Origin of the sequence: Vibrio splendidus, from assembly GCF_003345295.1 — a bacterium.
GTDB classification, from domain to species: Bacteria; Pseudomonadota; Gammaproteobacteria; order Enterobacterales; family Vibrionaceae; genus Vibrio; species Vibrio splendidus_K.
Window position 1 is genome coordinate 3,357,791 of sequence record NZ_CP031055.1, and the last position, 15,951, is coordinate 3,373,741.

At 40.0% G+C, this 15,951-nt stretch carries 19 protein-coding genes; 12 read left to right on the top strand and 7 right to left on the bottom strand.

Features of this window, described 5'->3' with window-relative positions:
- Window positions 1–49: 49 nt before the first annotated feature.
- Both DUN60_RS15115 and DUN60_RS25035 read left to right on the top strand, forming a co-directional pair.
- Window positions 50–1,756, top strand: coding sequence for an ATPase (locus DUN60_RS15115; protein WP_114634326.1), 1,707 nt, complete (start codon window positions 50–52; stop codon window positions 1,754–1,756).
- Complete coding sequence (locus DUN60_RS25035; RefSeq protein WP_080967388.1) at window positions 1,753–2,031, top strand: YkgJ family cysteine cluster protein; 279 nt, start codon at window positions 1,753–1,755, stop codon at window positions 2,029–2,031. The genes DUN60_RS15115 and DUN60_RS25035 overlap by 4 nt, the downstream gene beginning before the upstream one ends.
- Window positions 2,032–2,370: 339 nt before the next feature.
- Here DUN60_RS25035 and DUN60_RS15125 read toward each other — a convergent pair whose 3' ends face one another.
- Window positions 2,371–2,955, bottom strand: coding sequence for a hypothetical protein (locus tag DUN60_RS15125; RefSeq protein ID WP_114634195.1), 585 nt, complete (start codon window positions 2,953–2,955; stop codon window positions 2,371–2,373).
- Window positions 2,956–3,031: 76 nt separating this feature from the next.
- On the opposite strand from DUN60_RS15125, the gene DUN60_RS15130 reads away from it, so the two are divergent.
- Window positions 3,032–4,159, top strand: a complete 1,128-nt coding sequence (locus DUN60_RS15130; protein WP_241910914.1) for a hypothetical protein — start codon at window positions 3,032–3,034, stop codon at window positions 4,157–4,159.
- A 327-nt stretch (window positions 4,160–4,486) separates the two neighbouring features.
- Window positions 4,487–5,149 (top strand): inovirus Gp2 family protein, encoded by a 663-nt coding sequence (locus tag DUN60_RS15135; RefSeq protein WP_016788395.1) that lies wholly within the window; start codon window positions 4,487–4,489, stop codon window positions 5,147–5,149.
- A 54-nt stretch (window positions 5,150–5,203) separates the two neighbouring features.
- On the opposite strand, the gene DUN60_RS15140 is transcribed toward DUN60_RS15135, so the two are convergent.
- The 5 genes from DUN60_RS15140 to radC form a co-directional block, all read right to left on the bottom strand.
- The gene (locus tag DUN60_RS15140) at window positions 5,204–5,704 is read right to left on the bottom strand and encodes a lecithin retinol acyltransferase family protein (protein ID WP_016793314.1); all 501 of its coding nucleotides are present in this window, start codon (window positions 5,702–5,704) and stop codon (window positions 5,204–5,206) included.
- Window positions 5,705–5,805: 101 nt separating this feature from the next.
- The gene (locus DUN60_RS15145; RefSeq protein ID WP_016793315.1) at window positions 5,806–6,366 is read right to left on the bottom strand and encodes a tyrosine-type recombinase/integrase; all 561 of its coding nucleotides are present in this window, start codon (window positions 6,364–6,366) and stop codon (window positions 5,806–5,808) included.
- A 211-nt stretch (window positions 6,367–6,577) separates the two neighbouring features.
- Entirely contained in the window at window positions 6,578–7,006 is a 429-nt protein-coding gene (locus DUN60_RS15150) for a DUF2787 family protein (protein ID WP_016793316.1), read from the bottom strand.
- Window positions 7,007–7,032: 26 nt separating this feature from the next.
- Window positions 7,033–7,458: a DUF2787 family protein gene (locus DUN60_RS15155; protein ID WP_114634196.1), complete on the bottom strand. Its 426-nt coding sequence runs from the start codon at window positions 7,456–7,458 to the stop codon at window positions 7,033–7,035.
- Complete coding sequence (radC, locus tag DUN60_RS15160; RefSeq protein WP_029222026.1) at window positions 7,455–7,931, bottom strand: RadC family protein; 477 nt, start codon at window positions 7,929–7,931, stop codon at window positions 7,455–7,457. Before radC ends, DUN60_RS15155 begins: the two co-directional genes overlap by 4 nt.
- A gap of 219 nt (window positions 7,932–8,150) precedes the next feature.
- On the opposite strand from radC, the gene DUN60_RS15165 reads away from it, so the two are divergent.
- The 8 genes from DUN60_RS15165 to DUN60_RS15200 all read left to right on the top strand — a co-directional run bounded on the left by DUN60_RS15165 (window position 8,151) and on the right by DUN60_RS15200 (window position 14,712).
- Entirely contained in the window at window positions 8,151–8,588 is a 438-nt protein-coding gene (locus tag DUN60_RS15165; RefSeq protein ID WP_017085975.1) for an RNase H family protein, read from the top strand.
- 159 nt (window positions 8,589–8,747) lie between these two features.
- Window positions 8,748–8,930 carry an AlpA family phage regulatory protein gene (locus DUN60_RS15170; protein WP_016792872.1) on the top strand — a complete coding sequence of 61 codons (183 nt, stop codon included), beginning with the start codon at window positions 8,748–8,750 and terminating at the stop codon, window positions 8,928–8,930.
- Window positions 8,931–9,133: 203 nt separating this feature from the next.
- Window positions 9,134–10,267 (top strand): hypothetical protein, encoded by a 1,134-nt coding sequence (locus DUN60_RS15175; RefSeq protein ID WP_016792873.1) that lies wholly within the window; start codon window positions 9,134–9,136, stop codon window positions 10,265–10,267.
- A complete protein-coding gene (locus DUN60_RS15180) occupies window positions 10,264–10,716 on the top strand; it encodes a three component ABC system middle component (protein WP_016792874.1) in 453 nt (150 codons plus the stop codon). Before DUN60_RS15175 ends, DUN60_RS15180 begins: the two co-directional genes overlap by 4 nt.
- The gene (locus DUN60_RS15185; RefSeq protein ID WP_016792875.1) at window positions 10,713–12,740 is read left to right on the top strand and encodes a DUF3732 domain-containing protein; all 2,028 of its coding nucleotides are present in this window, start codon (window positions 10,713–10,715) and stop codon (window positions 12,738–12,740) included. The genes DUN60_RS15180 and DUN60_RS15185 overlap by 4 nt, the downstream gene beginning before the upstream one ends.
- Window positions 12,741–12,814: 74 nt before the next feature.
- Window positions 12,815–13,789: a hypothetical protein gene (locus tag DUN60_RS15190; RefSeq protein ID WP_114634197.1), complete on the top strand. Its 975-nt coding sequence runs from the start codon at window positions 12,815–12,817 to the stop codon at window positions 13,787–13,789.
- Window positions 13,790–13,798: 9 nt separating this feature from the next.
- Window positions 13,799–14,134, top strand: coding sequence for an STAS-like domain-containing protein (locus DUN60_RS15195; protein WP_016792877.1), 336 nt, complete (start codon window positions 13,799–13,801; stop codon window positions 14,132–14,134).
- 5 nt (window positions 14,135–14,139) lie between these two features.
- Window positions 14,140–14,712 carry a type II toxin-antitoxin system VapC family toxin gene (locus tag DUN60_RS15200; protein ID WP_016792878.1) on the top strand — a complete coding sequence of 191 codons (573 nt, stop codon included), beginning with the start codon at window positions 14,140–14,142 and terminating at the stop codon, window positions 14,710–14,712.
- Window positions 14,713–14,714: 2 nt separating this feature from the next.
- On the opposite strand, the gene DUN60_RS15205 is transcribed toward DUN60_RS15200, so the two are convergent.
- A complete protein-coding gene (locus DUN60_RS15205) occupies window positions 14,715–15,938 on the bottom strand; it encodes a tyrosine-type recombinase/integrase (RefSeq protein ID WP_016792879.1) in 1,224 nt (407 codons plus the stop codon).
- Between the last annotated feature and the right edge of the window lie 13 nt (window positions 15,939–15,951).

The window sequence follows — 15,951 nt, forward strand, 5'->3', positions numbered from 1 at the left end:
GATATAAATTGAAGGGAGGCTCTCTCCCTTTTCAATGGAGCAGTATGGTATGTCAGAAAACAATTCACAGCACTTCGCACTAGTCGATGAGCTAAATAAGACGGTTACTAAAAGTTTGGTGACGACATTTGGTTTGGATTTTTTACTGTTTGAAGACAAAAAAGGTGGTGATGTTGCAACCATTCACAATGTTCGCCAGAACCAAAAAGGTGACACTGAAATCTATGTCTCAAAGAGTGTTCAAGCAGAGTATGCGAATAAAGGGGATTACAAACCAGTTAAACATCATGCTGACGGAAGTGTCGTAACTGATAGAAAGAACAAACCCAAAAGAGAAGCTCGCTACCACTCTCATCAGAATTATAAGGCGAAGGGAAAAGAAGACAAAAAGCTGCAACATGATGGTAATTTGTCAGACGAATATCGTAACCAGCTTATGTCTCAGGATGAAAAACGCCAACTAGACCACATCATTTCATCGCATGAAGTCCATAATGATGCGGGAAGAGTGCTTGCAGGGCTAGACGGCGTAGAACTTGCCAATCAGAACTCAAACTTTCAATCGACACATTATTACATCAACAATCTCAAGTCAGATCATTCTATGGATGATTTCTTAGGAACCGTTGTACCAAGGACAATTGAGAACAAGCGTAACAATATTGAAAGAGATAAACTGCGTTTGGCTTCTATGCCCTCGGAAACTAAACAACAAAAGCATGAAAAACGTAAACTAGCAGATAAAATCACCAAGCAAAGTGAACAGGTTGCTGTTCTTGAAAGTCTTGATGAAGATAAAATGCGTGAGGCGGATAAGAGAGCAAGACAACAATACGACAAGCAGATCAATTTCACTTACTATACCAGCAGTAAGTTTTTTAAGAGTACTGCGATGGCGTCTAGTAAAGCTGGTTTCGCTATGGGGGTTAGACAGGCTTTAGGGCTTGTTTTTGCCGAAGTTTGGTTTGAAATAAAAGATGCAATCCCTCAGCTATTTAAAGATAAAGAAGAAAATTTCACACTTGATAAGTTTCTAAATAAGCTAAAGGCTACCGCCGGAAAAATTTGGGGAAGGGTCAAAGATCGATTTAAAGATATTCTAGATGAGTTTAAAAACGGGGCTTTAGCGGGGGCCTTATCTAGCTTAAGTTCGACCTTAATGAATATCTTTTTTACTACCGAAAAGTTGATCGGGAAACTCCTCCGTGAAACTTGGTCAAGTCTAGTTTCGGCTGCTAAGGTCTTGTTCTTTAATCCGGAGAGCCTTAGCCCTGGATCTTTGGTACGAGAAGTTACACGCATTCTGTCTACTGGTGTTGCGGTTGCAATGGGAGTGATGCTTAACCAGCAATTAGCCTCGCTAATGACATTCCCTCTCGGTATTGAATTAGCCTCATTTGTGAGCGCGGTGGCTACAGGCATAATGACCATAGGTATCACATACTTTTTAGATCACAGTAAATTAATGCGAAAAGTGTGGGATTATCTAGATCAGTTTAAGTCAGTAGAAAAGAGAACATTGGAATACTTTCAGACAATAAATGCTGAACTTGATCGATACTTGATTGAGCTTTCCAAAGTCGAGTTTAATCTTTCACCTGATGAGTTGGCTGGACTTGTCGATAACCTTGAATCTGTGAGTTGTGAATACGAAAGAAGCATGATGTTGTCGAAAGAGATAAGTAGACGGGAGATAGAGCTACCATTTGAGGATAACAACCTTGATAGTACTCGAGCTTGGTTGATGAGCTTATGAATCAAGTTAACCTTAACCCTTTCCCTTGCTATTCATGTGGTAAGTGTTGTGCGAATGTTGATTTATCTGCAGAGACCAAGAGCTTGGACAGAGGTGACGGCATTTGCCGTCACCTCAATGTGGAAAATAAACAATGTCGTATCTATGATACGAGACCGGATATTTGTCGAGTGGAATTGCAGTATAGAAGGCATTATGCCTCTACTTATACTTGGCAGGCGTTTGTTGATATAAATCTATCAATTTGTCGGAGCCTACCCGATAAGTTGGCATAAAGTGTTCTACAGGATACATTGAGAGCCTGCCTCAATCACTTAAGCTGCTCATACTTCTCATCAATGAGCTCTTTGATTACATCGCTAATATTCGAGTCGTCCTGTTCTACCAGCTTTTGATGAGCGCTTTTACTTTCTTAACTGACAACTTCGCCATAACCTACCTCTAATAGTGCATGATCTTGGTAGATATTGTTTTACCCACCACATTAATCACCAGTTATAGTGTCTACAGTATATAAGGTAAATTGACCGTAGATTATATTCTTAAGAGCAAGGTTTCTTACGAGGTAACGCTTGACGAATATATACAATGGTTACGGGTTTGGTTACTTGCAACTATTCAGACTTTAATGAGCTAACTAGTTGTTCGAGCGCTTTTGTTAGCATTAGATTTCTTTGCTCTAGCGACTCCGTTTTATCACGCATTTCTCGTAACTGAATCTCTTGCTTTCGGTTGCTCTCCTGCAATATAGGGAAGTCTTTGAGCTGGTTATGTAATAAGTCATTGGCATTTTCTAGCCTTCGAATCTCTCTTTTAAATGCCGTTCCATCGATAATTGATTCTACAGATTGACCTAGATTATTTAATCGCTCTTGCTTTTTAATAGTCTTAAGAACTTTATGGGTACTGTCATCAACATAGACAGTATGTACACTATTATCTCCTTTTGTTCTGCGACTGTATTGCGCCCAAGACTTCTTCATCATCGACAGTTTCTCTTGCCTTAAAGCCTGATCTTCAATCCTGAAAAATTCAGCTTGTTCTAAAATACCGTCTTCCTGAGAGTAGGTATTTATATCTTCTACGGAAGGGAGCTTTTTAGGTATCCCTTTTTTGACAAAATACTGAGCTAGCCATTGGACCATTTTCTTGTTCTTAAAATTAGCCCACTCCCTAAAACTATCGACTTCTTTACTCATTATATTTTCTCGGTTTTGTTTTTGCTACATGTAGTTTTACATGTAACTTTAGTGCGGTCAAAGTGAATGTGATATCATGTTTTATAATGGGTATTATATTTATAAGGTATTGATTTATATGTGTGTTATTTTTCAACCTTGGAAAGGGCTGAAACCTCAAGATAAAGTTGTTTATTTTCACTGGCTTCTTTACATAGGTAAAGGTCGTGGAAAGTCTTTATCTATTGCAGAGATAGCAGTGGCACTACAAATAAAAGAGTCAACCATCCGTGGCTCTGTGGCCCGTTTATGCTCAAGTCGAAAGTGTAATAATGTAAATTCTAACGATGGTCGCATATCCTATACACCGTTTTTCCCGTCCTCTTTAGATGTCTTCCCATCTCTGGGAGAAGGTAAGTTAGCCAGCATAAGGGATATCCTTGGCGTAAAAAAAAACTTGTCAAATGAACGAGCGGAGACATTATCGAAGCGACTACTTAAAGCTATCTTGGTTTCCTTGAGTGATGATTTAGGCGTTATTGAAAGCATTAGCTTTTCTTATCTTTCCTTTATCACAGGAATGACGGTGCAGAGGTTACGTCGTTACAAAAATGAGTTGGTAGATGATGGGTTTATTTTGAAATTTGTGACTGGTGGTAATGCTCCTACTCTGTACAAAAAAGTTAGCTCGATTTGTATCATTGACCCAAAAATATTTGGCGGTAGTAGAATCGAATTAAAGGAATTTAGAGTTGAGAAGCTGCTTAGTTGTGAGCCTAATCAACAGGTAAAAAGCGGACTTCAGCAAGGTAAAAAGGAACTTAGTTTTTTAGTTGATGAGATCAATCGACATAAACTCGCGGGTAGGCTACACCACTTTTTTGATGAGCTTGTTTCGCAAAGTATTCGAGATAAGCTAATACCTGAGTACCAGTCTCGTTGTCGAAAGATCATTTCTATGACGAACTTGGAGTCGATTAATAACTCTCTTCGTAATAGATGGACTAGGGATATAAGTCTTTTCTCTGATTTTTTCTTGAGTATCGTTCGTCAACAGATTGCAAAGGATGAGTCAAAAGGGCCTTTCGATATCTACTTTATTAGAACGGAAACCTCTTGTTACTTACTGTCTAACATCGGTGGAACATACTCAGGTGAGATAAAAGAGATTGATGATTCTGTTGTGTTTAAGCCTGATTCTAGTGAAAAACCTTGGGTGATTTAATACAGTAATTTTAGGTATGTTGATCTGTTTTTTAGACACAAAGATATCGTTTATATGATCTCGAATATTGGGCTAAACCTGACTGGAAATAGTAGTACTTTGTGTAATAACTTGAGAGTGAATTTCATGCTATGTGCGATGCAAGAAGTCTTGTTGGAGCTGGTTTTATACCGAGTAAAAAGCCAATTTTAAGTGACGGTATGGTTAGTATATGTAGGCAAAAGAGTCATCTAGAAGAACCATACCTACCTCAAGTAGGTTAGGAAGTAAGGTAAAAAAATATATGAGTAGAGATACCTGTAGATGAACAACACAGGAATCAATCTCATGAAGAAATCTACCTACCAAGGATTACCAACATTAGGCTCATCCTATGGGCTTAACAACGATTACCTAGAAGTTATCCGTGTACCAATGGATAATGCAATGGATGAGTACCCGCGGGTTTTTGCTGTTAGGTTCGACCTTCGTCAACCCCAAGGTGCTTTGCTTGACTGTCTTAGCCGTGATGAAATCTTGGGTAACGAAGCTTCAGGTATTTATCGTACAGATTTAGCTACTCGATTTGTTCAGTCGTTCAAGGCCAAACTTAAGGCGCATGAACGAAGATGTCACCGCAAAGGAACAAGAGTTTATCCCTGTACTGTTAGGTTCGCGTGGGTTAGGGAGCGCGATAAATCGGCACACGACCACTATCACTTTGTCTTATTCCTGAATGAAGACCGTTTTGGTAGGTTGGGCAATACTACAAGATCAGGCTCTCTAGCATGGACTATCACCAGTGCTTGGGCTAGTGCATTGAATTGTGATGTTAGTACTATCCGCCGTCTTGTGCACTTCCCTGACAATGCCAGTTATCTCCTTGATCCAAAGAGTAAGGATTTTATTAAAGTATTTAAAGACTTGTTTCGTAGGCTTAGCTATTTTGCTAAGTATGACACGAAGCATTATGACGAAGGTCATCGATGTATAGGTCGAAGTATTCGTTAGGTTCGAACCTAGGTCTTTATCTAGAAAGCAAAAAATAAAGGGGAGTGAATCCCCTTATCCTTTGTGACGATGTCTTAAATCCCATACACGCCACTGACTCGCTTTAATGTGCGCATGAGCGTCACGTTTAAGCTGAGTTAATGTAAACGTGTTTGAGAATATGTCACCACTTAGACAGTGGCTACAGAACTGATGGCAGTTTTCATTTAACAGGGAGTAGTCTGTTTGTACACCAAGCATAGCTCCTGCTATTTGAGCAGTAGACTCATTGCCAACGGCTCTACCTTGGGTATTGCAGCTTACGTAAATCGAAAGGGCTGTGGTATCCGCCAGAAACTGACGAATTGATGCAGCTTCGATAAGGCCTTTGCCATTACGATGAATGATACGTCCATTTCCCATGTAGACACCTGAATGCTCAGCATATCCAAACGCGAGATCGCAATACACAATGCTCCCCCTAATTGGGCTGTTGGTTTTCCAGAATAAATTTTGAATTAAACTTTTCGATAAGTTGCCGACTAGAAAGCTGCCTATTGCGTTATATGGATTCATGTTATTTGATCTCCAATGTGGTGATGACGAAACTCAAAAAGGCTCTGAGCTTAATGTTTATAAGGGATTAGCGGTCCCGCCCCCTGAGTAAATGATTAGGTTTAAAGTTCAAGAGAAACGAAGTCCTTATCAACCTCATCTTGAGTAATACCGATATAGCGAAGCGTCACGCCTTCTGAAGTATGGCGAAGCATTTTCATGACACGGCCTATATCTTTTGTGGATTGGTAAAGAAAGTAGCCTCGCGTCTTTCTCATCGAATGAGTACCTAAAGCGATATTCAGCTCTTGGCCTACTTGCTGAAATGCCATGGACACAGCGCGTCGCGAGATTGGCTGGGGTGGTTTGTTTTTCAGCTGTTGGCATCGGTGGGATTGAAACAAATAGATGTGGTCGGGATGTTGCTCTCTCAATCTAGCAATGTACTGCTGTGCTTTGGTATTGAGCTGAATGTTGGCGAACTTGCCAGTTTTACTTTCACGAATAATGACTCGGTCGCCATGAATGTCTTCAAAGCGAATCGACAACAAATCAGAAATTCTCAGTGCTAGGTTTAATCCGATATGCCATACATCGGCCATTTGTGGATGACAACGAATACTCAATAGGTGACCAACCATACGTATAGTGCCATCGTCTTTGACTGCTTGGACCTCAGCCATAATCTGCTTCCTTTTTTGTCTGTAGAAGGGTGTTTTGGGAAGCACAGAGCAGGCGATATTAAAGAGTCCTTATACATCAAGGGATTGATGCTTCCCGTTTTAACAATATGGGAAGCAGCCTCGTTTTGGCTCTGTGCTGGTGGTTGTGTTGAATGCTTGTGATATGGAGTTGAGCAAGACGGTCAGTGGATATGATTGTTACGAGTGATGATTAACTGTACTCAACCTGAATTTGGTCGTAGGCGTTCATTTCTACATAAGCTAGAAAGTTACACTCCCACATTTCATACAGCTCGGTTGTTTCTTGGAGGTACATACCAAGCCATCCGCTGAAACGAGCGAAAGCGACGCTGTTAGCAAAATCAAAAGCCAAGTCAGGAACGAGTTCTGGTGTACTGGCTCCCACATAAACAAGGTCAGTGATTTCAATAAGCGCGATATGGCTATCTTTGACATCCACCGTAATAGAGACAGGGTGAAAGCCGCCTTCTTTTGGGTGGTAATTGGTATCTTGAAAACAGATGGTCATTTTTCCTCGGTAATTAACACCATCAATAGAGCGTTTGATTAGGTCTTTCAATTGATGTGAAGGCTTAGCTCGCTTGCACGCGAACATAGCCAGATTGGCTGCTTGATTCATAGGAACCTCTTTGAAATAGGTTAGGATTAACGAACGGATGTGATGTTGATTGAGATAGCTGGTTGCGTGATGAGAGTGTGAGTGATGGCTTTAAGCCAGCTAGCAAGTAAGGTTTGAACTTCTGGCCGTTGTAAGTTGCACTGCTTAATCTCTGGGTGGTAGAACCAACACCCTACGAAGTTGAAATACAGCGATAACTCTTTTTGTGGCTTACCAGTAACCATCACATCAAAGGTGGCAATAAAGCGAAGTTGCCAAGGTGTTTTGCTTGATGTTCGCTCTAATTGAATTTCGATTGGTTGAAAGCGACTATTTATATCTTTAGAGCGTATGTTTAACGCTACCCGCTCGACTGTGTTTGGGATGATGTTGTCAGACATAAGTGCTTCAAGAAAACAATGCATGGGACTAACGAGTTCATCATTTACCCCTGAAATAACAAACTTATTCATACCCACCCCTTTTCTGCAAATGACACACAATCCTCACCCACAACGATGTGGTCCAACACTCGGATATCCACCAGCTTGAGAGCATCCACTAAACGCTGTGTAATGCGTCTATCTGCTTGAGAGGGCTCAGCAATACCTGAAGGATGGTTATGAGCAAAAACGACGGCAGCAGCGTTATGGTTTAGTGCTGCTTTGAGTACCTCGCGTGGGTAAATAGAGGCAGCATCGATAGTGCCAAAGAACAACTCTTCAAAACTGATCAATTGATGTTGATTATCAAGAAACATCACGGCGAACACTTCGCGGTCATGAGCCCCTAACTTGAGCTTTAAATATTCCTTAACATTGGTTGGGTTAGTGAACGTGCCTTCTCGCTTGTATTTCGCAGCCAGTGCTTCGGCTGCACGCTCTAGCAGTTCATTTAACTCTGAAGTTTTGAATGGGTAATCGTGTTGGTTGTTGGCGTTACGCATAAGAGCTCCTGGGTTATCTGTTTGGTTATGCGTACTGATGAAATATATCTGAGAGCATTTTGAATCGGGGTGTGAAGAGGGAGTATTTCCAGAGACAGGTAAAAAATAACTCTCTTGCCGTTGTTATGTAGCAATCGCAATAAAGCGACGAATGAACAATCAACACAATCAGCTGGTGCAAAGGATGTATCGGCTTTTTAGTCTCTGGAGAGTATAAAAATGAAAAAAGAAATTTATGTAGAAGCAGCCACCGCAGAGAAGCGAAGAGGACGACTCTCTGCTGGGGTAGGGCTGGTTGTATTCGATGACTATGAAAGAATAGCGGATGAAGACTGGCTGCTCCTTGATAGCATCACAGACCGTAATTACGCAGACTTATCAGCACTTGCTTTTGGGCTAGAGCGTGCTTGTGATGGCGATATTATTTATTTAAGCAGTGACTATTGCGTTGATGGTTTTAATGAATGGCTTGATGGTTGGAAACGTCGAAATTGGCGTAAATCAAATAAAAAACCGATAGCTCATCAAGACCTTTGGGAGCTAGTGGATAAACGAAGTGCAGATAAACAAGTTGAGGTGAGGAAAGCAGCTGCTTGCTCCGCAGGAAGAGATGCCGCTTATAGATACGCTGTCGCAGTGGCGAATGGTCAGTTGTAATAATGAATCACTTGTTGGCATAGCCAGCAAGTGATTCCTGTTTTTGTGCAACCCTAATATGTCTGTTTAGCCATCTCCTGACAGTAGGTTAGATAGGTAAAAGTAAAAAATAACGCAGAGGCCTTTGTTATGAGTTGAACTACATAACAAGGTTTCAAAATGAAATTTCTTAAATTACAACAAGTCATGGATAAAACAACACTCTGTCGAAGCAGCATCTACAACTTGATTAAGGCTGGTGAATTTCCTAAGAATGTAACCGTGATGGGTAAGCGAAAGGCTTGGCTGGAAAGTGAGGTAGAAGATTGGATGGTGAGTAAAATCGGGATCTCAGAACTTTAAATTTACTATAAAGCCAACGCTAAAGAAGTTATATTAATCATTGACATTTAAGGGCTTTAAATGTCAATGATGAGGCATCAAGAGGTGCCAATGCTATAGAAAGATACCTACCATGACATATCACAGTAAAAGATTTAGTGAGGGGGTCTCTAGTCAGCAATAGTTTAAAACCAGCCTTTAAAGGCCGGTTCTAAGGAGAGATAGTGAGTAGTGGCCAAACAAAAAATGCAGCTCTAACAACCGCATTAGCATTTCATTATCAAGTGCTAATTGGGTTGCATAAGTGTTTTTTACTTGAAGATGGTCAGTCGATTTGGTTCGAAAAGGATGGCGATGTTAGTTTTATTTCGCCTGATACTTTGGCATCAGTACAAACCGAAGTAAAAGATTATGCGGTGCCACTGACGGATCATCATGAAAATCTTTGGAAAACGCTTAAAAATTGGCTCGCTTCAGATTTTGAACACATCCAGTATGGTGCTTTAGTTCTTCATACTACCCAAGCGTTTGGTGCAACAACTCGCTTAAGGGACTGGAACACACAAAGTGCTGCAGGGCGCTTGGACATACTAAAAACGATTTTTTCAGAACGTACGGAAGAACAGCTTAAGGCTGAGAAGCCTTCAGCGATTATCAAACTACAGCAAGCTGTAATGGATGCTGATGAGCTACTTCTTGAAAGTGTACTTGCTAAAGTCACGTTATTTACACTAGCAGACAATGGAGAAGTGCTGGAAAAACAAGTGCTTTCAAAGCCTGTGGGTATTCCTAAGAATAATTTGAAAAGTTATCTTCATGGGCTTATTGGCTTTGTATATGCGCAAGCAACACAGCAATCTTGGAGTATCAAGCATCAAGATTTTTCTGCAAAGTGCGAAGAGCTCACTGCGCTTCTTTGCAAAAAGGAGTTCACTTTTCCTGCCTTTACGGGGCATGAGGCATCTGAACTAGAAATGGAAGTCTACCAAGATAGGCCGTTCGTGCAAAAAATTACTGAAATTGAGCATCACGAAATGATACCTGATGCCATCGGTAATTGGCTTGAATTACAAAACTCTCTGCTTGAGCAATTAGATGAGTATCCATTATATAAAGATAAAACAGTGGCTTATCAGAACCAATTGATTAAAAAATATAAACTTGCTCATTCAAGTGCGCAACTTGAAGCAACAGATGCAACTGCAATTAAAAGTTCGAAACTGCTGTATAACAAAACCATAGGTGAGCAGCCTTTAAATATGGGTAATGATATACCACCGATTGAATACAAAAATGGCTTGATACATGACGCAATGGATGACGAAGAACGTGGCTTAGAATGGAGAGTGGAGTCATGAGTAGTATTGTCGACGCCTTATACGAATTAAAGTACAACCCGTTTGAGTATGGTGAGTTTCTGGCCTCATTTTATACGGCTATGGATGAATCGGAGGATAGTTTACTACTCGCCCCTTTGGTTATCCCACTATGCAGCCACCCTCTTTTTAGTCGAAAGCTATTCAATTCTAACAAAAAGAGCACTATTTGGTCGGTTTTTGATGACCGGAGCAAGCTCTATGATCTGCAAGAACGCATTGATGGATTTCAAACTTTGACTGAACAATGTATTCAGTACTGTTTAATCAATGATTGGTTATCTGTAAACGAACAACGTTTGTCTCTTTGTGCATGTGATGGTGCTAATTCAACCTTTACAAGTCAAAAAAATGCGCAGAAGTTAGGGCGATTACTTAGTGGACATTCAGTAGTCGAGATTTATGCATTTTTAGGAGTAAAGCCACGATGAAGACATTAATTCATGAGATTGGTGTTATTGATAAGCTGGGAAATAAGCATCCAGTTAGTTTTAAGAAGGGGCTCAATGTTGTCACTGGTAAGTCATCGACGGGTAAAAGTGCTTTAATTGAAATATTTGACTATTGCTTTGGTAGTGGTGAAAACACTATACCCAAAGGTGTCATTACCACAAATGCAGCTATTTATTATGTTGCGCTTGCTGTCAATGAACAAGATATGGTGATTGCTCGTGATCCTGATATCGCGACTAAAGCCTTTTTTCGTCGTGTTGAGTCGTTTAACTCTGCCGATATTGTCCGTGATTATTTCAATAGCAACTATTTCCGTCCATTAAGTGAATTTAAGAAACATCTAAGAGGTTTTTTCTTGGATATAGATGATGTGGATGAGTCTTTGGCTGCCAGAGCAAATCGACGCAATAATGCTAAGGCTGCGACTCCATCCATACGTAGCTTTTCATCATTTATGCTCCAGCACCAAAATCTTGTAGCTAATAAACATGCGTTATTCTACCGATTTGATGAAAAAGAAAAACGAGATCAAGCAATTGAGCATACCAAGATATTTTTAGGCTTAGTCGATCAAAAATTCTTTCACTTAAAGCAAGAGAAAGAACGATTAAGTATGGATATCAGACGTTTGGAGCGCCAGAAAGAGACTAACAAGCGTACGTCAGAAAAGTATAAACTAAATGTTGGTCCGGTTTTAAACCAGTTGTATGCGCTGATGGGGTTTAAGGAGGAACCATTATCATTAGAAAGGTTATTACGCCACCCTCAAGATGGAAAAGATCAACTTGATAGCATTATCGTACCCGAAAAAATTAACCATAATTCAGACGCTATCACACTGCGGTACAACCAGCTTAAACTAGATCGTAACAAAAAAACTGCTGAACTCAGGAAACTACAGCGTCAAACTGCTTCAATTAATAAGCACATTCAAGAAGAAGAGCTTTTCGTCGGTAACGTAAAACAATTTAGCTCACCTGGACATGTACACATATCTTCTTCAGTTTGTCCATTTTGTCACACCGAAAAAGACAATTTGCGAGAAAGTGCAGAGAAACTCCAGAAAGCTATTCTTAAAGTATCAGGAAACCTTGCTCAAGCCCGTCCAATGAAAGCAAAGTTTGAATCGTCTTTAGTTGATGTGAAGCGTAAGACAGAGGCTGTTAGCCGAGCACTTACTGAGTTAAATCAGCAAGTAATGGAAATTGAGAAAACAGAAAAGCAGTTAGTAGAGCAAAAGAGTCTGTATGAAAGTATTTTGATGCAGAAGGCTAAACTATTTGCACTGATCGATACATTAAATATGGCCGATGATGCAGAGCTTGAAAAGCAAGTTAAAGATCTTAGCAAGCAGATAAAAGACATCACAAGAGACCTTAAAAAATATGATGTGCAAAAAGGGTTAGAAAAGGCATCAGCTGACGTAAACACATATATGGCTGATATTGGTAGCTATTTCGAATTTGAAGCTAGCTACAAGCCTATCAATCTCCACTTTTCATTCGAAACATTCGACCTGTATCACCTAACCCCTACAAATGAAAAAATTCACTTAAGATCAATGGGGAGCGGCGCAAACTGGTTGTACTGTCATGTGACTTTATTTTTAGCCTTACATAAATATTTTTCGCTGCAGGGGAATAGTTGCGCTATCCCTTCAATTCTGTTTTTCGACCAACCTACTCAAGTTTATTTTCCGAACTTTAATCGTGATAATGCTGATACTTTCGAAGAGCAAAAGAATCTAGAGTCTGAGCAGCGAACAAAAAAAGAAAGGCATGTAGATGAAGATATCAAAGCTGTTGAGAACTTGTTTAGCCAGTTTTCAAATTATTGTAGTGAACTAGAGTTGGATAACGGGTTTAGTCCTCAAATCATAGTGACAGATCATGCTGATAGTTTAACACTATCTAATGGGGTACCTTTTGAGGATCTAGTTAACGGAAACCGGTGGCGCTCCCGAGGGCTTATTGAACCTGTTCACGATACGGGGGAAGAATGAGATTCAAATATTTAATCGTTTTAAACCTTAGAGTTCAGCTCTATAGGGATATCAAGGAATATTGTTGAAAGCTTATGAATAAGATTAAAGTTGCCGTCCCTAATATTAAATATGATGACAATGGTTTTAGCCAAATTCTCAAAATCATGGAGACTATAACGTCTGACCCTAAGAGAAATTTTGACTTTGATTTTAGTAAATGCTCTCGGTTAGATCATCATGGGGTAGTCATGTTGGGAGGACTAGCAAGGTACGTCAACTTTCAAAATACAAAACTAGCCAGGTCTTTAATTTCTATTTTTGATGGTCAATCATTCGCAACTGCCGGTGTAATGTTTGATGTCAACTCTATGAGTGACTTAATCAGAAGCCGACTTATATCTAATAATTTTCTTAGTCACTTTTCTCAGGAGAATTTCGAAGGCTATGCAGGGGGAGATTATATAGGTTATCGGGAGCACACGACTCATTTGGATGAAGATAATATCGCAGAACATTTAAATGAACAGTGGCTATCTGATGATAAAGTTAAACTTAGTGATATGCTAAAAAATGAAATTGTCAGTAGAATATTTGAAATTTTCATGAATGCGTATGGACATGGGGCTGCGATCCAAGATTTAAAACAGCTAGGTGTCTATAGTTGCGGACAGTATGATCGAAAGGAAAAAACGCTTAGCCTTAGTGTTTTGGATTTTGGTCCTGGAATTGTACAGAATGTTAGGCGGTTCAATGGTGACATTGAGAGTGATATTGATGCTATGCAATGGGCGTTAGTTAAAGGAAACTCTACAGGTACTGATAGTGTGAAGCAAGGTATGCCAAGAGGCTTAGGTTTCGATCTATTGAGCGAGTTTGTTAGAATTAATGAGGGAGAGATGAGGATTTATAGCAATAAGGTTTATGCTAAAATCTCAAAAGGGAACGCTTTTGATATAGGTGTTTCTCAGCATAACTTTCCCGGCACATTAGTAAGTATTAAAATCAATTGTGATAATAAGCATTACCGCTTTAAATCTGAAGATGTTTCTCAGGTTAAATTTTTTTAGGAGTTGCCAATGTTAAACGTTAAAGTCTTTGATTTGGTTGGTAAAAATGCAATATCAATGCAAAGCGGAACAAAATTGAATAACGCTATTTCCTCGGCGTTGATAGAAGGCCAAATCGTAGAGATTGATTTTTCAGGTGTGTCTTTATTTGCATCACCATTTTTCAATGCATCAGTAGGTGTTCTACTAAAGGACATGACTATTGAGCAGTTAATGGAGAGAATGAAGATAGTAAATTGTAATGATATAGGACTAAGTTTACTCAACACTGTTATCCAAAATGCAATCCATTATTACAGTGGAGAAAGCAAAGTGACTGATACATTGAACAAGCATGAAGAGTGATAGGTATGACTAGAATTGTTAACATAAAAAATAGAGTCGATCTACATCATTCAGACAAATTTTTCATTGATACAAATGTATGGTTCTGGCTCACATATGCTGCTTCTAATGAGATACAAACTCAAAATGCACCAGCTAGATACCAACTAGAAATATATCCTGAATTTATTGAAAAAATACTAGATGAAGGTGCAAGTATTTATCATAGTCCTTTAGCTTTATCGGAGTTGGCTAATATCATAGAGAGAACGGAATACGATATATTTCAATCAAAACAAACTGAAGACATTTCTCGTAAAAGTTTTAGGAAAAAAACAGATCATAGAAAGAGAGTGATGGAAGAAGTATCCAATGCTTGGCAGCAAATCACCCAAATGTCATCTCCTCTCGACATTACACTAAATTCGGCCTTATCACAAAACGCTCTTATAACTTTAAATCAGCACTGTCTGGATGCTTACGATGCTTTTTATATCGAGTCGATGTCTAGTTATGAAATAGTAAATATTTTGACTGATGACAGTGATTTTGATGGGCTAGACATATCCCTATACACTGCAAATAATCGTTTGATTTAGAGTCAGTTATTTAAGAAAGACATAAAGTGTCTTGCTAAACGAGTTAAAGCCTCTCTCCGCTCTTCCAAATAATCATACTGGTCATAAATACCTTCAACACCCTTTAACTTGTGATTCAAGCATCTCTCGGCCACATGGCCGGGAGTGCCTTGTTTTGCCAATAGAGTACGACAAGTGCGGCGTAGGTCATGCACGGTGAAGTGCGTCATATCCCCCATCAAATTGGGTGGCTGCTTCTTCTTGCCAGCCTCATGACCAAATAGCTTGGTAATGGCTCGGTTAAGCGTGTCGGGGCCCATGTGAGGGCTCTTGCTGGCTCTTCTACTCGGAAACACGTAATCAGAGCCAAATCCCCTTATCTTCAACTCATCGAGCCACTCCAACACTTCTGGTGCTAATGGAATAGTAAAACCCACATTGGTTTTACTACGCTCCTTTGGTAAGTGCCATAAACCATTCTCTAGCTCAAACTCTTCCCATTTAGCTTCACACAATTCAGATTTACGCACACCTAAACAAATCAATAATGCACAAGCTAGATAGTTATCGCGGCTAAAGTTGGTGCTGTTCTTTCTAGCGATACTAAAGAACTGCTTTAGTTCATCTTCAGTCAAGAAGCGATCTTTACTTTGCTCTATGCCGCCAGCGTCTCTCACAGTAAATGCAGAGGCTGGATTGCCTTGCAGAAGGTCAAGCTTCATTCCGTGATTAAATAACTGTTTACAGTGACCTAGAGCATCATTGGCTATAGTCGGGCGACCAGAGTCATTAATCGCAGTGATTGTTGTGCGAATATCACGTGCGGTAATCTTATCGAGAGGGATGTCACCTATGTGTGGTGCTATATCTTTAGTGTAAACACGTTTGGGGATATTAGGGTGTTTAAGGCGCTTAACTAAGGTGGGGTACCAATCTTCGAATAAGTCATTAACGGTTTTAATGCTTTCCTGTTCGGCACGTTTGCGTTGTATGAGGGGATCAAAGCCTTCTCTCACTTGTTTCATTTTAGTGGCGGCTTCGAGGCGAGCGTTAGATAAGGAAAGGTCATTGACCTTACCAAGCGTCATTTCACGGCGCTTTTTATTAGAGGTAAAGCGTAGCATCCAGCTTGCAGTACCTGACGCTGGAACCACTAGGTATAAGCCTTCACCATCAGCATGGCGTTGTGTTCTCTCGCCACCAGCCTTAATGAGCGCTTCTACTTTCTTTACGGACAACTTAGCCATAACTCACCTCTAA

Excerpts from the sequence above, each read along its gene's own strand:
- DUN60_RS15115 (WP_114634326.1), top strand. The coding sequence starts at position 50 with ATGTCAGAAAACAATTCACAGCACTTCGCACTAGTCGATGAGCTAAAT.
- DUN60_RS25035 (WP_080967388.1), top strand. The coding sequence starts at position 1,753 with ATGAATCAAGTTAACCTTAACCCTTTCCCTTGCTATTCATGTGGTAAG.
- DUN60_RS15125 (WP_114634195.1), bottom strand. The coding sequence starts at position 2,955 with ATGAGTAAAGAAGTCGATAGTTTTAGGGAGTGGGCTAATTTTAAGAAC.
- DUN60_RS15130 (WP_241910914.1), top strand. The coding sequence starts at position 3,032 with ATGTTTTATAATGGGTATTATATTTATAAGGTATTGATTTATATGTGT.
- DUN60_RS15135 (WP_016788395.1), top strand. The coding sequence starts at position 4,487 with ATGAAGAAATCTACCTACCAAGGATTACCAACATTAGGCTCATCCTAT.
- DUN60_RS15140 (WP_016793314.1), bottom strand. The coding sequence starts at position 5,704 with ATGAATCCATATAACGCAATAGGCAGCTTTCTAGTCGGCAACTTATCG.
- DUN60_RS15145 (WP_016793315.1), bottom strand. The coding sequence starts at position 6,366 with ATGGCTGAGGTCCAAGCAGTCAAAGACGATGGCACTATACGTATGGTT.
- DUN60_RS15150 (WP_016793316.1), bottom strand. The coding sequence starts at position 7,006 with ATGAATCAAGCAGCCAATCTGGCTATGTTCGCGTGCAAGCGAGCTAAG.
- DUN60_RS15155 (WP_114634196.1), bottom strand. The coding sequence starts at position 7,458 with ATGAATAAGTTTGTTATTTCAGGGGTAAATGATGAACTCGTTAGTCCC.
- radC (WP_029222026.1), bottom strand. The coding sequence starts at position 7,931 with ATGCGTAACGCCAACAACCAACACGATTACCCATTCAAAACTTCAGAG.
- DUN60_RS15165 (WP_017085975.1), top strand. The coding sequence starts at position 8,151 with ATGAAAAAAGAAATTTATGTAGAAGCAGCCACCGCAGAGAAGCGAAGA.
- DUN60_RS15170 (WP_016792872.1), top strand. The coding sequence starts at position 8,748 with ATGAAATTTCTTAAATTACAACAAGTCATGGATAAAACAACACTCTGT.
- DUN60_RS15180 (WP_016792874.1), top strand. The coding sequence starts at position 10,264 with ATGAGTAGTATTGTCGACGCCTTATACGAATTAAAGTACAACCCGTTT.
- DUN60_RS15185 (WP_016792875.1), top strand. The coding sequence starts at position 10,713 with ATGAAGACATTAATTCATGAGATTGGTGTTATTGATAAGCTGGGAAAT.
- DUN60_RS15190 (WP_114634197.1), top strand. The coding sequence starts at position 12,815 with ATGAATAAGATTAAAGTTGCCGTCCCTAATATTAAATATGATGACAAT.
- DUN60_RS15195 (WP_016792877.1), top strand. The coding sequence starts at position 13,799 with ATGTTAAACGTTAAAGTCTTTGATTTGGTTGGTAAAAATGCAATATCA.
- DUN60_RS15200 (WP_016792878.1), top strand. The coding sequence starts at position 14,140 with ATGACTAGAATTGTTAACATAAAAAATAGAGTCGATCTACATCATTCA.
- DUN60_RS15205 (WP_016792879.1), bottom strand. The coding sequence starts at position 15,938 with ATGGCTAAGTTGTCCGTAAAGAAAGTAGAAGCGCTCATTAAGGCTGGT.